The organism is Lancefieldella sp., assembly GCF_057237245.1.
This window is the reverse complement of record NZ_DBHHJM010000002.1, coordinates 146,668-162,599: the sequence shown is the minus strand read 5'-3', so window position 1 is coordinate 162,599 and position 15,932 is coordinate 146,668. Positions and strand designations below refer to the sequence as shown.

Sequence of the window (15,932 nt, the reverse complement as noted above, 5' to 3'; positions counted from 1 at the left end):
GTATATGAGGAGGCCCTATGAGTGAGTCTGTTAATCTGATGCAGCTCCAGGATATTGATTTGCAGCTGCTAAAACTCGCATCCAACTTGGCCTCAATGCCCCAGGTTCAAAAAATTAAAAACGCCCAACTTGCAGAGAAGAAGATTTCTTCCCAGCTTAAGCAGGTACTTGGCGTTAAAAAAGACGTAGAAATTGATATTTCTGACCTCAATGAGCAGCGCGCTCATTATGTTCTTAAGACAGAAGAGGTTTCTGCTGCCGTAGAAACTGCAACTAATCATCGTGCTCTTAGAGACTTTGACCAGCAGCTTTCTTCTTTGGCAAAGAATATCGAGAAGTGCGATTTTAAACTTGCAGCAAAAACAGAAGAACTTGAGAAGTGCAAGAAGGCTTATCAGACAGCTCAAGACTTGCAGGTAAAGCTTATGAAAGAGTGCGAGAGCCTTTCTCAGTCCCTTGAGATTGATTCTGCGGCTCTTCGCGCAGAGATTGTTGAGCTCTCTAAATCTCGAGAAGAGCTTGCAGCTCAGATTTCTTCTGACACGCTTGAGCGCTATGAAGCTGCACGTAAACGTTTTAAGGGCCTGGCAGTTGAGCACCTTGTAGGAAATATTCCAAGTGTTTGTCGTGTTAAGCTGCAACCAAGTTCATTCCACGATCTTCAGCATAGCTCCGAGATTGCTGAGTGCCCTTATTGCCACAGGATGCTTATTACATCTACAGCGTTTGAAGAATAAAGGAATTTCTCGCCATGTTGGATAAAACCGCTCAGTCCTCTGTATGCCTTGTGGTGTGCGGAGGAATTGCTGCATATAAAGCCTGCGAAGTACTCAGAGGTCTTCAGAAAGCTGACTGCGACGTTCGTGTTGTTATGACAGAAGATGCAGCTCAGTTTGTAGGAAAGACTACCTTTGAAGCATTAACGCATCATGAGGTAGTGCAGTCGCTCTATAACAATGTGGAGTCTCCCGTTGCCCACGTAGATCTTGCTGACTGGGCAGATTGCATGGTAGTTGTACCGGCCACCGCCAATATTATGGCTAAAATGGCTCACGGTATTGCTGACAATGCCGCAAGTGCCACGCTTTTAGCTGCTCATACGCCAGTTCTTGTGGCTCCTGCTATGAATACGCACATGTGGGAAAATCCAGCCACTCAGGCAAACGTGGCACTGCTGCGTCAACGTGGTATCCAGATGGTTATGCCTGATTCAGGCCGTCTTGCTTGCGGTTATACCGGTGACGGAAAGCTTGCTCCGGTTCAGCAGATTGTTGACGCTGCACTAAAGGTTCTTTCCGGTAAAGATGCCGCGCCAGTTACGCAAGATCTTGCAGGTAAAAAGCTTCTTATTACCGCAGGACCAACTCACGAGAAGATTGATCCAGTTCGCTTTATTGCCAACTGTTCAACAGGAAAACTTGGCTATACCGTAGCCAAAGTTGCTGCTCGTCGCGGAGCAGACGTCACACTTATCTCTGGTCCCACGCACTTGGAGGCTCCTCAGGGCGTCAACGTGCAAAGAGTAGTATCTGCTGAAGATATGTATAAGGCGTGCGTAGACTCTTTTGACAACGTTGATGCTGCTATTTTGACGGCGGCTGTTGCCGACTACACACCAGCTCATCCAGCAGACCATAAGCTCAAGAAATCAGTAGAGTATCTTGAGTCCATTGATCTTAAAGAAACCACCGATATTCTCGCCAGCCTATCTAAGGTAAAGAAAGGCCAGGTTGTTGTAGGTTTTGCGGCAGAAACAAATAACGTCTTGGAGCATGCTCAGGCTAAACTTGAGCGTAAAGGTTGCTCCATGATTGTGGCAAATGATGTCTCCAGACCAGATTCAACCTTTGGTTCAGATACAGACCGTGTGGCTTTTGTAACTCCTCAAGGTATAGAACAGCTTGAGACTTTGCCTCTTGCTGACGTAGCTTCAGAGCTTTTGGACCGTGTGGTCAAAATGCTTGAGGAGCGTGCATAGCGTGCGACCAGAAGATCTTTTTATTGGATGTCATCTCTCGGCAGGTAAGGGCTGGGAGGCAATGGGTAAGGATGCTCTTTCTATTGGTGCAACTACCTTTGCTTTCTTTACTAGAAATCCTCGTGGTGGCAACGCTAAGGCTCTAGATGAGGCCGATGTTGCAAGGCTTAGGGAGCTTCTTGAGGCTCATCACTTTGGGCCTCTGGTTGCTCATGCTCCTTACACTATGAACCTGTGCTCAGCTAAAGAGGAGACCAGGGATTTTGCTCGTAGAGCACTCACAGAAGATCTTGAGCGTATGGAGTATCTGCCTGGTAATTATTACAACTTTCATCCCGGTAGCCATGTGGGTCAAGGCTCTGACGTGGCAATTGAGCAAATCTCAGAAGCGCTTAATGACTGTCTTTTTGAAGGCCAACACACTGCGGTTCTTCTTGAAACGATGGCAGGTAAGGGTACAGAAGTTGGTAAAACTTTTGAAGAGATTGCCGCGATTTTAGATAAGGTAAACCACCCTGAGCTTATGGGCGTGTGTCTTGATACCTGCCATGTGCATGATGGTGGGTATGAAATTGTAGAAAATTTTGATGCTGTTTTAGATACGTTTGACCAGATAGTTGGCTTGAAAAAGCTTAAGGCTTTACATCTTAATGACTCCAAGAATCCTCTTGGGGCTCATAAAGATAGACATGAGCAGATTGGCAAAGGCTTTATTGGCTTAGAGACGTTCCGCGCTGTGGTGACTAATCCGCGCGTCAACACGCTTCCTATGATTTTGGAGACTCCTCATTCTGAGCTTTCTGGTTGGGGAGAAGAAATTGCGTTACTTCGTTCTTTTTTAGGTGATAACTAGTGGGAATTCTAGTAGGTTGCGAACAAATTTCTATGGAATGGCCTGGTAAGAAGGTTCTTACCAACCAGACTATTGGCGTTAATGAGGGTGACCGTATTGGTGTTGTGGGCAAAAACGGCGATGGAAAATCAACCCTCTTAGATCTTATCGCCAAAAGAATCGAGCCTGATTCTGGTAACGTAATTTGGAGAAGTGGCATCCAAGTAGGCTATATGGGCCAAAGTGATTCACTTTCTGATACGCAGACAGTTTGCAGTGCTGTTGTGGGAGACACGCCAGAGTACGAGTGGGCATCCGATGCGCGTATTCGCAAGATCATTGATGAGCTCATTGGAGACTTGGACTGGAATGGCCTGGTAGGAGAGCTTTCTGGAGGTCAGCGTAGACGCTGCGATTTGGCTCGACTGCTTGTGGGCACCTGGGACTTAATGCTTATTGACGAGCCAACCAACCACTTGGATCTTCACGCTATTCAGTGGCTTGCCAATCACTTAAAGAATCGTTGGTCAGAAGGAAATGGCGCTCTCATTCTGGTCACCCACGACCGTTGGTTTTTGGACGAGGTCTGTGACCACATGTGGGAAGTCCATGACGGGGTAATTGACCCGTTTGACGGTGGCTATTCTGCCTACATTCAAGCTCGAGTTGAGCGTGATAGACAGGCAGCGGTGATGGAAGAGCGCCGCCAGAATACGCTGAGAAAAGAGCTCAACTGGCTTGCACATGGTGCAAAGGCACGCACGTCAAAGCCTAAGTTTAGGATTGACGCTGCCATGGAGCTTCTGGCCGAAGATCCACCACTTAGAAACACGCTTGAGCTCAAACGCATGGCAGTCTCTAGGCTAGGCAAGCAGGTTATTGAGATGCATGATGTCTCGTTTGCGTACAAAAATACCGCATGTACTGCTGACACAGATTCAAATACGCAGGCGGATGCTTCAAACTCCCAGGTAGACGTCATCAAGCATGTTGAGTGGTTCATTGGTCCAGGAGATCGCTATGGCATTCTGGGCGAGAATGGCGCTGGTAAGTCTACGCTTCTTGAGTTGATGACACAGCAGTTGCAGCCAACGTCTGGTCTCGTGAAGGTAGGAAAGTCCGTCAAATTTGGTTGGCTTTCTCAGCAGATTGATACGTTTGCCACAAAAGAGGCATGGACCGTTCTTGAACTGCTTGGCCAGTACAAAACAAGTTACCTGGTAAACGGTAAGATGCAAAGCCCTACACAGTTGCTTGAAAGTTTGGGCTTTGATCGCCGAGAGTTCACTAACCGCTTGCAAGACCTCTCTGGAGGACAGCGTAGGCGTCTAGCTCTTCTGTGCGTTCTTCTGGAAGAGCCAAACGTGCTGGTACTGGACGAGCCAGGCAACGATCTGGATACGGACATGCTTGCCGTCTTGGAAGACCTTCTGGACTCGTGGCCTGGAACGCTTCTGGTGGTCAGCCACGATCGCTTCTTGATTGAGCGCGTGACTGACGACCAATATGCCCTCATAGACGGCCACATTCGCCACGTTCCTGGCGGCGTAGACGAGTACCTCAAGCTTGTTGATGCAGCAAAACAGACAGCGAGAAGAGCGGGGGAGTTGTCGGGTGCACGCGGCAGCTCAGATACAAATGAGCCGCAGGTAGACGGATCTTCTCGCCAGGAGGGTGCGGTGCTGAGTAACGCTGAGCGTCGCGAGCTCAAGAAGCGCTTTGATTCGATTGAGCGTCGCATGGACAAAGCTCAGGATCTACCTGGACAGATTAGGGAGCAGATGAGTTCCGCTGATGCTACTGACGCGCAGCGTTTGATGGAATTGCAGCAGCAGCTTGATGATGCTGAAGCAGCTCTTATGGAGTTGGAAGACGAGTGGTTAACACTTGCAGAGAAACTTGGTGAAGCGTAAATGGGAGAGTTGCTCTCTAGATTTGTATGGCCAAAATATAGTCGAAAGAGTTTTGTTGCCTTGCTTTGTAAAGGTGTTGAAGTTGTTGGCGACCTGCTTACACCTTTGATTATTGCGCGCATGATTGACCTGGGAATTCATGGGGCAAACATGTATGACATTATTCGCTACGGTATTTTGCTAGTCGTAATCGCAATTGTGGGTTTTAGTTTTACGCTTGTCTGTCAGAAAATTGCTTCTATTGTTTCTCAGCGCACGGGAACTGACCTGCGCAATGAACTATTCAAGAAGATTCAAGAGCTCTCAAGTACTGATATTTCTGCACTGGGAACAGACACGCTGGTAACCCGTCTTATCAACGATGTTAACCAGGTGCAGGTTACCGTTGCTCTGGGCATTCGTCAGCTGGTCAGATGGCCAATCTTAGCGGCCGGATCTATTATTGCCACCCTTATGCTTGATGCTCAGCTTGGAATGGTCTTCTTGATTGCAACAGTGTTGGTAGCAGCTATTTTCTTTTTTGTTGCACGTAAATCTACTGCACTCTTTACTGAGCTGCAGAAGCGCCTTGATACCGTTTCTTTATATATGCGACAAATGCTTTCTGGTATTCGTGTTATCAGAGCATTTAGGCACGAGGCAGAAGAGAAGGAACAATTTTCTGAAGCAGTCCTTGCTCAGACAGAAACGGCTACAAATGCAGCAAATTATTCAGCCCTTCTGAACCCTGCAACCTTCCTAGTCATGTACCTGGGAATTGCCGTAACACTTTGGCTTGCGGCCCCTCAGATTACTGCGGGTACGCTATCACAAGGAACCGTGGTGGCACTTGTCAGCTATATGACCAGTGCGCTTTTGGCTATTGGCTACGTTGCTAACCTGGTTATTATCATTACACGCGGAACTGCGTCTGCTACTCGCGTGATGGAAGTTCTGAACACCAAACCTGCTCTTACCGATAGCGGTAACAAACGCTTTAACCTCACTGAATCCGATTTTACTGGCGTTGCTGTAGCGTTTAAGGATGCCTCACTTGTCTACAACGGTGGAGGAGACCCAGCTCTTTCAGACATTAACCTCTCCTTAGAGGCTGGCCAGACGCTGGGTATCATCGGCGGCACAGGTTCTGGTAAGTCCAGCTTTGCCGCCCTCATCCCGCGTCTTTTTGATACTGAGACCGGTTCTGTAAGCGTCTTTGACCACGACGTCAAAACGTATACCTTTGAGCAGCTGCGTGCCCTTATTGGCTACGTTCCACAGCACACTTCGCTGGTCAGCGGCACTATCCGCACCAACCTCTGCTGGAAGAATCCAGACGCCACCGATGAGGAACTTTGGGCAGCACTTGAGGTTGCTCAAGCAGCAGACTTTGTGCGCGAGAAAAGCGATCAGCTTGATAGCATTGTCGAGCGTGGCGGCAAGAACTTCTCGGGAGGTCAGCGTCAGCGCTTGACTATCGCCCGTGCGCTGGTAGGAAGCCCGCGTATTGTCATCCTGGACGACGCTGCTTCCGCACTTGATTTTGCTACGGACGCGCACCTCCGCGCGGCGCTTCGTAAGCTCAGCGCAACCACTACCACCATCATTATTTCGCAGCGCGTAGCGGCAGTTATGCAGGCAGACAAGATCCTTGTTATTGACCATGGCAAACAAGTGGGACTGGGAACGCACAAAGAACTTCTCGCCACATGCCCGCTCTATAAAGAGATATGTCTTTCACAGCTTCGTCCTGAGGAGGTGGAGTAATGGCCGATATGTATTCTGGCGGAAGCACCTCCGCTATTGCATCAAGCGCTCCTGAGCGCGGCAAAGGCGGCTCCGCTGACGCTATCTTCATGTCCGCAGCAGAAGTCACACGCCGACTAGCTGCATGGATTTCTCCTCACAGAGGTTTTCTGGTTCTGGCGGCTGTGTCATCTATTGCAACCGTTATTCTGCAGCTCTGGGTACCCATCATTGTGGGTAGTGCCATCGACCAGCTCATTAGACTGGTGCAGGGTGGCGAGGCAGCACTTCTGCCAACGCTTGCTCAGCTCTCGGTGGTAGTTTTGCTTGCAAGCGCAACGCAGTGGCTTGCTTCTTGGTCTACCAATAAGCTCACCTACCTGGTAACCCGTGACCTCAGAGAAGCGGCGCATACCAAGGTGTCAAATCTACCGCTCTCGTACATTGACACGCATTCTCAGGGAGATTTGCTCTCGAGGGTAGTAAACGACGTTGATCAGCTTGGCGATGGCCTCCAGCAGGGTCTCACGCAGTTCCTTACGGGCGTAGTAACCATTATTGGAACCTTGTGCTTCATGTTCTATATGTCGGTTCCTATGGGCCTTGTAGTTGCTCTAGCTACGCCACTCTCAATTATTGTTGCATCCGCCATTACCAAGTACGCAAGCTCGTCTTTTGGCAAGCAACAGGGCTATCAGGGCCAGCTTGGCGGATATGTAGAAGAGATGGTCTCCAACCAGGAGCTTATCACCGCATTTGCCCACAAGGATGCCATTATTGAGCAGTTTGAAGCTATTAACGAGAAACTCCGTGTAGTAGGAGAGCGTGCACAATTTGCCTCTTCTCTTTCTAACCCCTCCACGCGTCTGGTAAATAACTTCATTTACGCACTGGTAGCTGCTCTTGGTTGTATTTGCGTTCTAACGGGAGTTCCTTCTGTGCTTACCATCGGTCAGGTGCAGAGCTTCCTTTCGTACGCAAACCAGTACATGAAGCCTTTTAATGCTATTTCTGCAGTTGTTACGCAGGTTCAGACCGCTTTCGCAAGTGCTCGTCGAGTCTTTGATCTTCTCGACGCAAAGGAAATCAAGCCTGATCCAGTAGACGCTGAAGTCATCCAGGACCCACAAGGCTCCATTGAATTTGACGACGTGGCGTTCTCCTACGATCCCAAGCACCCGCTACTCAGTCACATTTCATTTAAGGCAGAGCCTGGTCAGAAGATTGCTCTTGTTGGACCAACCGGCTGCGGTAAGACTACCCTTATTAACCTGCTACTGAGGTTCTATAGCATTGATTCTGGTGCAATTTATGTAGACGGTCACAACACGCAAAAGCTCACGAGGGCGTCGCTCAGAGAGCAGTTTGGCATGGTGTTGCAGGATACGTGGCTCTTTAAGGGAACCATCAAAGAAAACATCCGCTATGCAAAGCCAGACTCCACGGATGAAGAGATTATTGCCGCAGCTCAGAAGGCTCAGGCTCACGAGTTTATCCAGCAGCTTCCTCAGGGCTACGATACCATGGTAGGTGAGTCTGGTGGATCTTTGTCCCAGGGTCAGCAGCAGCTTCTGTGCATTGCCCGCGTTATGCTAGCCAATCCACCTATTCTGCTTCTGGACGAGGCAACGTCAAGTATTGATACGCGAACAGAACAGCTGGTACAGAAGGCATTTGACACAATCATGAACGGTAGAACTTCACTGGTTGTTGCCCACAGGCTCTCAACTATCCAAGGTGCCGATTGCATTCTTGTTCTCAAGGACGGCTCAATTCTTGAGCGCGGAACTCATGATGAGCTTTTAGCTAAGGGCGGCTTCTACGCCAAGCTGTATGAGAGTCAGTTTGAGGGTACAGACGCATAAATTAGAATGAAATTTTTGAAAGAGCCAGCACCTTGAATGGGCTGGCTCTTTTAATGTCACCTGTAATTGACAAACTGGAATTTGCCGCTCTTTAAAGAACTGATACATCAGTTACTTTTTTATTTTGCTCTCTAATCGAAAGAATAGTTGCCATTACTATAATAATTATTTTACAAGCATAAGTTATATTTTGATCACCACCTACTGCTAATTGCGAGAAAACATTTATTAACGAATGTGTCATCACACATATCCACAAACTGTTTGTCTTTATAAATAATGCGGATAAAACAAAGCAATTAGTCAACAATCCAAGCAAAAATCCAAACGCCTGTACTTGTGGCAATGTTCCTTCAATGTAGAAATAAGAGAAATGCCATATTCCCCATAAAACAAAGGTAATTAAAGTTGAACTAATATAACTATGGTGTTCCATCATAATTGGTTGAAAAACATATCTCCACCCTACTTCTTCAATCCCACCAAAAAGGATTGCTTTAAGAAATAAGATAATCGGAATATACCACGCATTCAACGCTAATTTTCCATCAAATGCAACATAGCAAAAATCCAAAAGCAAGAATACAATAACAAATAAATAACTGCTGATGTTTTGCTTTATAGCGAAAAAATCCTTTAATATTTTCTTCGTACTGTACTTTTTGTATCTAAGTGCAATAATAGTTCCCCATAGAGCAGCTGAAACTCCACCTATTCCAATAGCAACCATTCCCATTGGCGTTGTATAGTCTACATCCATACCCAAATTACGCAATATAAAAACTATAATACATATCATCCATATTTGCCCTAAGGTTCCTAATAAATAAAGAAAAATTGCCTTTTTTCGACTCATAAATTTTCTCCTAAATTCCAATTTGTCACTTTGTCTATGCTACAACTTATATCAAACCGGTTTTTAATAAACTACTTCTATAGTTGCATGAAAAGGTTATAACGATAAAGCGATAAAAAAAGAACCCTGCTCGGCCTCGGATATTAACCGGGGTGGCGCGGGTTCTTTGACTAATATACCACATATAAAGAAAAGCCAATATTTTACGGCTTCGAGAAATTCTGGTCGGGTGGACTGGATTTGAACCAGCGACCCCTTGACCCCCAGTCAAGTGCGCTACCAAGCTGCGCCACCACCCGTTTGCTTTTGATACGATAGCATTCCAACATAAAATGAGCAAGCAATTCCCGGTAACCGTGAAGATAGAGTGAGCTATACATGGATAACTTCTTTCAGCGCGCCTTTTCAGTGGTCAAACAGATTCCTGAGGGCAGAGTCAGCACATATGGGCAGATAGCTCGCATGATAGGGGAGCCAAGAAAAGCTCGCTATGTGGGATTTGCTATGCATCAAAGTCCTGGGTTTGCGGGCGGTGTACCGTGTCACCGAGTAGTCTTTAAAGACGGCTCACTTGCTCCAGGTTTTGCATTTGGTGGACCTGATGCACAACGAGAGCTTCTTGAAGCAGAGGGCGTGCAGTTTCTAGACAACGGTAAGGTTGATATGAAGCGTTATCTCTGGGAAGCATAAAAGATGAAACAATATTTTATGTCGTGAAATATTCTCCCAGCTAGGTAGTGCATTTTGCTGGGTACAATTGCAGTGAGTTCCTGGTAGTTGGCACGTTCCGTTTAATGGAGGTCAAATGAAGCGTAGCTCTAGCCTGAGCAAGTTCTTTACTGCAATTTTTGTACTACTGGTAACGTCAGCCTTGAGTGTGGGCATTTTGTCTGGCTGCTCACAAACAGAAAACAAACAAGATCAGACACCATCCACCACGTCAGAACAAAAAGAAGAGAAAAAGGACGAGAAAAAAGAGGATTCTTCAAGCTCCTCTAGCTCTTCATCAAACAATTCTAACGCTACTGGCTATGGCACCTACCATATTCCTGATGGATTCAGCTTTGATAACAGCCTGTATCCAGACCTTCAAATTACCACTCAGATTGATAAAGACAGCCTCTGGCCCATCATTATTCGCATTGAGGGTACGGCCGATCAGTTTGATTTGATGAGAAAAGCAACAATCGATGCAGCTCAGAGGGCTCAGGTGCTTGAGTCTGCAGAAGAGATTGGCAACACTGTTGACCAGGCTCTTGCACACCCAACTAACTACAACCTGACCGACTGTGCAATTCTTACTTCTGCACCAGAGTCGTATCGTAAGACCTACGTTATTACGTTTACGGTAAAGAGCCACTACGAGGTCAAGAAATAGCTTGAACTGTACTGCTTATTAGCTTTGTTGTAACAAACATTGCTCCAAAAAAGCGCCTGTACAATAAACTGCCTCCTATTTCTTGAACATAAGAAATGGGAGGCAGTTCATATGCGGGTAATTATGATCCTGCAGCGTGTTAGCGTCGGCTTTTAGGCCTGGCGCACAAAATAGCGCAGCTTTGGTAGGTTCTGCTGAAGAATCGACATGTTCCTAATCAAAATAGCCAGGAAGCTAGGCGGTTGCACCGCTTGGTATACATTTCTATGCATAAACTTCATCTAATATGCTTAAACATGAATAGACATATATAAAAAATCTAACTACCGCTAAATTCCGTACCTAAGGAACACACCTATGACAGATAATCTGCTCAATTACGGCCATATTACACATCAAATGAAGATAATCTGCGCGTTTGAGGTATTTTCAGCGTCATGTATACGTCTTTTTGACAGATTATCTGACTTAAGTGTGTTTTGAACTACCTCCTATTTCTCGTGTCCAAGAAATGGGAGGCAGTTCACAAGCGAGCGCCTTTCTTGTAAACGTGAACTGAACTGTTTAGGAGAACAACTTACGCAAGCGGCTTATATGCGTCATCAACATTGATGTGACAATAACCACCTGGGTTCTTCTTCAGGTAGTCCTGATGATATTCCTCGGCAAGAACGTAGTTATCCAGTGGCTCCACCTCAACGGCAAGCTTCTGACCAAACAGAGACTCCTGCTCAGACATAATGCGCTCAATTACAGCTAGGTCAGCGTCATTTGTGTAATAGATACCAGTGCGATACTGCCTACCAACATCGTTGCCCTGCTTATTAACCGAAAGGGGATCGATTACCCTAAAGTAATAACGCAGGATGTCGTAGAGGCTTACAACGCTCTGGTCATAGGTTACGTGCACCGTTTCTGCGTGATCTGTGGCCTTGACCTCTTGATAGTTGGTATCTAAGGTCTTCCCATTTGCATAGCCAACAGTGGTTGCAGTAACGCCCTTAATTCTGGAGAAGTACTCTTCAAGACCCCAGAAACATCCACCTGCTAGATAAATCTCTGCCATAAAAGCCTCCTAAGGCCGAATTGCTGTTATAAAAGTTTGAAGTGACTTCGCTTTACTTCAAAGACACCTTCTTTACTTAGAGATGATATTACCGCGCTTAAGGCGCTTCTATCTACACCAAGATAATCAGCAAGTTGTTGGCGATTGTAGGGGATATCAAACTCCGACGAACCCGCAGCTTGCGAGCGAGTGTTCAGGTACGCCATCAATTTGCCACGTATACTCTTTGGAGCAGCATCTTGAATACGGCGGCTCAGCATGATGTTTTTCTGCGCAATAGAAGCCATAAGGTTTCTGGTGATAATGTCCACACCGCCGCAGATGTCACACGTTCTGGTGGTAATCTGTCGCAGGTCAAGCAGCAGAATCGCAGACGTCTCCGTGGCAACCACCGAGGTCAAAAGCGGTACGTTTCCAAGAGCTGCATATGCCTCTCCAAACGTTTCTCCCGTATGGAAGGCCCCCATCACAGAAATGTTACCTTGAGCATCTGATCCCTCAACATGAATAGCGCCGGAGACAACAATGCCAAACTGATGAGCTTTATCACCAGCGCATAGAATAATCTCTCCAGGCTTATACGTACGTACCACCGCACGTAGATGCTTCAGCAAAGCTTCAAGCTGCTCTGGCTTTACCCCTTTAAACACCACTGTGTTGAGCAAAAACGAAGGCTTAATATCTTGCAAGTTCATTGACGCTCCAAAAATTTCTCTACAAGAATCGTTTTGTTGTAATTACAACATACCTTATTCCACATTCCTGTAATCATGAAACCCAGAAGAGCAAATCTCTTCTCGCTATATGGTTTTATGGAGAGGAAAAATAGTGGATAACAAGATGTTCTGTTTCCAGTGCGAGCAGACTGCCGCTTGTACTGCATGTACCGGCGCTGCTGGCGTTTGTGGCAAGCCTTTTGACGTCGCATTTGCTCAGGACGAGCTCACCGGCGCTCTGGTTGGCCTTTCTCGCACCGAGCTTGCTACTGGCAAGCGTTCTAACCGTGCTGACCAGCTGATTGTCGATGGTCTGTTTACCTGCATCACCAACGTCAACTTTGACAAGGGTGCTGTTGATGCAATTACTGCTCAGGTTCGTGACGAGAAGAACCGTCTAGCTGCAGAGGCTGGCGTAGAGCCTGTTGAGGATCTTCCACTTGGCGGCGTTTGGTCCGACAACGAGGACATTAGGTCCCTCAAGTCCCTTATTCTCTTTGGTATCCGTGGTATGGCTGCGTATGCTTACCACGCTCGCGTTCTTGGCAAGACTGATGACGCAGTTGACGCTTTCTTTGTAAAGGCACTTGCTGCACTTGCTACTGAGTCTTCCGTTGACGTTTTGCTGCCTCTTACCCTTGAGGTAGGCGAGGTCAACCTCAAGTGCATGGCTCTTCTCGACAGCGCAAATACCGGCGCTTATGGCACCCCAGTTCCAACTGAGGTTCCTCTGACTATTGAGCCTGGCCCCTTCATTGTTGTCTCCGGCCACGACCTTCTTGACCTCAAGATGATCCTTGAGCAGACCGAGGGCACCGGCGTCAACGTTTACACCCACGGCGAGATGCTCCCAGCTCACGGTTATCCAGAGCTCAAGAAGTATCCACAGCTCAAGGGCAACTTTGGTACTGCATGGCAAAACCAGCAGAAGGAGTTCAAGGACATTCCTGCTCCTGTTGTCTTCACTACTAACTGTCTCATGCCACCTCGTCCTAGCTACAAGGACCGCGTCTACACCACTGAGCTTGTTGCCTTCCCAGAGCTCGTCCACATTGACGAGGACGCTAACGGTAAGAAGGACTTTAGTGCTGTTATCAAGCAGGCTCAGGAGCTTGGTGGATACGCTGAGGCTCAGGAGCTTACCGGCATCAACGGTGGCCACAAGGTAACCACCGGCTTTAGCCACGGCGCCGTTCTTGGTATTGCCGATAAGATTATCGATGCTGTTAAGCAGGGCGCCATCAAGCACTTCTTTGTTGTTGGTGGCTGCGACGGTGCTCGTCCTGGTCGTAACTACTACACCGAGTTTGTTGAGCAGACTCCTGCAGACTCCGTTGTCCTCACCGTTGCTTGCGGTAAGTTCCGCTTCAACGACCTTGACCTGGGCACCATTGGTGGCATTCCTCGTATTCTTGACGTTGGTCAGTGCAACGACGCTTACGGCGCTGTTCAGATTGCAACCGCTCTGGCAAACGCATTCGACTGCGGCGTTAACGACCTGCCACTGAGCTTTGTTCTGTCCTGGTACGAGCAGAAGGCAGTTTGCGTCCTTCTGACCCTGCTTCACCTTGGCATCAAGAACATCAAGCTTGGACCAACCCTTCCTGCATTTGTCAGCCCTAACGTCCTTAACATTCTTGTTGAGAACTACGGTATTGGCCCAATCGGCGATGCTTCCGAGGATCTTGCTCAGATGCTTGCCTAATTGGCGAGAAACCCCTCTAGTCCTTTCCTTAAAACGTCTCCTAGCTATGCGCTTGGAGGCGTTTTTTGATCGTGGATTTTGTGGATCTAACTTGGTCGCTGACAAAGTCAGATAAAGAACGATATTCTTCCTTTTGTTAAGGAGAGATAAAGAATCAAAACACTAACGGTTAATGATCTAATGAGTCTAACGAAATTTCATTTGACCAGATATAGCCCAGTTTGTTTTGTGAAAGATTATTTGTTATAATAGAACATATGTTCCACATATCTAATTATGAAGGGAGGTGATTTGAATGCAAAATGCGCCTAAAGTACCTAGTTGGGTACAAAGTGACATCCGTGGTCTGATTCTTCTGGTTGAACAAGCAAAAAAGAGAGCGGACCTACGCGGAGAAGAGTTATCTCGTGATGATTTCCAAGAGATAGTTTCTCAGCTGCGTGGCCTTCTAGACGAGGCTAAATAAAAAAGCGCCGCAGAGATAGGACGCTTCGAAAGTTATCAATTCGATTATCCTCTCTGCGGCCTTTATTTTCAATATATATTTGAAATCTAAAGGGATCTCCAATAACACGGGGAGTAGAAGGACAATTATGATGATTCATTAAAATTCAAAGGTTTCTGGTACTATTGCCTTTGATAGCATTGAAAATCAGAAGAATACTTTGCTCACAAATTTTGCTCATGGATCGAACTAGAAATCATGTAATAAAGCCTTATCTCAAAATCTCTGTTTCAGCCATAAATTGATCAAAATGCCTTTCTAACTGCTTTTCATTTGGATAAGCTTCACGATAAACAGGCATGTGCAACTGCTTTTTATTGAAGTCAATATATTCGGTTTTATCCAGAAGCCTCGATAATCTAATGCGCTTACTATCGGGCTCAACTGAAAGTAAATGTGCATCAAAAAGAAGATGTAGATCAGACCTTAGAAGAATACCATTGGTAACCATTTGAGTTTTAGGTCCACGATATTGACCAATATGAGCAGCTTGCAAAACCTGAGGTACATCATTTCCTGAGATTGCACATCTATTTGCATACGCTTTTAACAAGTCATTTCTAAACTGAGTTTGACCTTGTCTACGTACCGACTCCCTCAATTCTTTAATTCGCTCATCAGTGTCATCAATCTGCTCAAGTTGATTTTGAATTTCTGGTTTAAGATCGTCAAAACCAGCAGAAATAAAGGATGAATCGTTGATTGTTTTAGCATTAACTGGGCCATGCAAAGTAAACATTCCAGTCGCACTGTTATAACGTTCAACGAATGCAAGACCTCTGACGACGTATTGATCTAATGTATTGTCCCAATCAATTACACCAACAGGAAGACCATCATTAAGGCAATTTAACAGATATGTATTGTAGCTAACGGTGCAGGTTTCTTTCTCTCGATATGCAGAATATTCAAGCAACCAAGTTCCATCCTCTAATATAATTGGAGGTCTATCTTTGTAATGAGGGTTTTTTCCTGGCTTACTGGTGTGTACTGATATTGCATATTGCTTATTTTTGTAGTGTATATCTCTACCTGAAGGGCTGAAAATGCCAGATTGACCACTTATCTTGAAATCATAAAATCCCAATTTATCTGGTACATTATGTGGCAAAACAGACGTTCCTCTGCCTTCATTATCAATAAACCACTGATAAGCGGAGACAAATTCCTTTGGAGCAACTTTAAAAGCTCTTTCAAGAGTTGGATTAAAGATCTTGCATTCTGTAATGATCTGATCAAACATCCCAGTCTCCTCACAATTAACCTGTACAAACAGTAAGTTTTTCTCGCCACTGTGTAAAGATCTACAAACAAATTGCTTCACGAACTCCAAATATTCGATTTATTAAAGAACGTTCAAGAATGACGCTCTTCTTGATAAGAGAATATGGCA

General features: G+C 46.2%; 13 protein-coding genes and 1 tRNA gene. 9 read left to right on the top strand and 5 right to left on the bottom strand.

Annotated elements, in window-relative coordinates; genetic code table 11:
* Nucleotides 1-17 precede the first annotated feature (17 nt).
* Genes ACO5GU_RS02645 through ACO5GU_RS02620 form a run of 6 tightly spaced genes read left to right on the top strand, consistent with a single transcriptional unit; the run spans nucleotide 18 to nucleotide 8,313 of the window.
* Nucleotides 18-737, top strand: coding sequence for a zinc ribbon domain-containing protein (locus ACO5GU_RS02645; RefSeq protein ID WP_484915006.1), 720 nt, complete (start codon nucleotides 18-20; stop codon nucleotides 735-737).
* A gap of 14 nt (nucleotides 738-751) precedes the next feature.
* Nucleotides 752-1,978, top strand: a complete 1,227-nt coding sequence (gene coaBC / locus ACO5GU_RS02640) for a bifunctional phosphopantothenoylcysteine decarboxylase/phosphopantothenate--cysteine ligase CoaBC (protein ID WP_484929978.1) — start codon at nucleotides 752-754, stop codon at nucleotides 1,976-1,978.
* Nucleotide 1,979: 1 nt separating this feature from the next.
* Nucleotides 1,980-2,831 carry a deoxyribonuclease IV gene (locus ACO5GU_RS02635; protein ID WP_484929976.1) on the top strand — a complete coding sequence of 284 codons (852 nt, stop codon included), beginning with the start codon at nucleotides 1,980-1,982 and terminating at the stop codon, nucleotides 2,829-2,831.
* Entirely contained in the window at nucleotides 2,831-4,723 is a 1,893-nt protein-coding gene (locus tag ACO5GU_RS02630; RefSeq protein ID WP_484929974.1) for an ABC-F family ATP-binding cassette domain-containing protein, read from the top strand. The genes ACO5GU_RS02635 and ACO5GU_RS02630 overlap by 1 nt, the downstream gene beginning before the upstream one ends.
* Nucleotides 4,724-6,469, top strand: a complete 1,746-nt coding sequence (locus ACO5GU_RS02625; protein WP_484929972.1) for an ABC transporter ATP-binding protein — start codon at nucleotides 4,724-4,726, stop codon at nucleotides 6,467-6,469.
* Nucleotides 6,469-8,313, top strand: a complete 1,845-nt coding sequence (locus ACO5GU_RS02620) for an ABC transporter ATP-binding protein (protein ID WP_484929970.1) — start codon at nucleotides 6,469-6,471, stop codon at nucleotides 8,311-8,313. Before ACO5GU_RS02625 ends, ACO5GU_RS02620 begins: the two co-directional genes overlap by 1 nt.
* 91 nt (nucleotides 8,314-8,404) lie before the next feature.
* Here the strand turns inward: ACO5GU_RS02620 and ACO5GU_RS02615 are convergent, their stop codons facing one another.
* A complete protein-coding gene (locus ACO5GU_RS02615) occupies nucleotides 8,405-9,169 on the bottom strand; it encodes a CPBP family intramembrane glutamic endopeptidase (protein ID WP_484929968.1) in 765 nt (254 codons plus the stop codon).
* Nucleotides 9,170-9,391: 222 nt separating this feature from the next.
* Nucleotides 9,392-9,468: transfer RNA gene (locus ACO5GU_RS02610), tRNA-Pro, on the bottom strand.
* 79 nt (nucleotides 9,469-9,547) lie between these two features.
* Here ACO5GU_RS02610 and ACO5GU_RS02605 point away from each other — a divergent pair.
* Both ACO5GU_RS02605 and ACO5GU_RS02600 read left to right on the top strand, forming a co-directional pair.
* Nucleotides 9,548-9,859, top strand: coding sequence for an MGMT family protein (locus tag ACO5GU_RS02605; protein WP_484929966.1), 312 nt, complete (start codon nucleotides 9,548-9,550; stop codon nucleotides 9,857-9,859).
* A gap of 115 nt (nucleotides 9,860-9,974) precedes the next feature.
* Nucleotides 9,975-10,547: a hypothetical protein gene (locus ACO5GU_RS02600; protein WP_484929965.1), complete on the top strand. Its 573-nt coding sequence runs from the start codon at nucleotides 9,975-9,977 to the stop codon at nucleotides 10,545-10,547.
* A gap of 577 nt (nucleotides 10,548-11,124) precedes the next feature.
* Here ACO5GU_RS02600 and msrA read toward each other — a convergent pair.
* Both msrA and ACO5GU_RS02590 read right to left on the bottom strand, forming a co-directional pair.
* Nucleotides 11,125-11,613, bottom strand: a complete 489-nt coding sequence (msrA, locus tag ACO5GU_RS02595; RefSeq protein ID WP_484800538.1) for a peptide-methionine (S)-S-oxide reductase MsrA — start codon at nucleotides 11,611-11,613, stop codon at nucleotides 11,125-11,127.
* Nucleotides 11,614-11,639: 26 nt separating this feature from the next.
* On the bottom strand, nucleotides 11,640-12,308 hold the full coding sequence (locus tag ACO5GU_RS02590; protein WP_484929963.1) for a Crp/Fnr family transcriptional regulator: 669 nt from the start codon (nucleotides 12,306-12,308) through the stop codon (nucleotides 11,640-11,642).
* A gap of 133 nt (nucleotides 12,309-12,441) precedes the next feature.
* Here ACO5GU_RS02590 and hcp point away from each other — a divergent pair, with 133 nt between their 5' ends.
* The gene (gene hcp / locus ACO5GU_RS02585; protein WP_484929962.1) at nucleotides 12,442-14,034 is read left to right on the top strand and encodes a hydroxylamine reductase; all 1,593 of its coding nucleotides are present in this window, start codon (nucleotides 12,442-12,444) and stop codon (nucleotides 14,032-14,034) included.
* Nucleotides 14,035-14,750: 716 nt separating this feature from the next.
* Here hcp and ACO5GU_RS02580 read toward each other — a convergent pair.
* Entirely contained in the window at nucleotides 14,751-15,782 is a 1,032-nt protein-coding gene (locus ACO5GU_RS02580; protein ID WP_484874441.1) for an HNH endonuclease, read from the bottom strand.
* Nucleotides 15,783-15,932 lie beyond the last annotated feature (150 nt).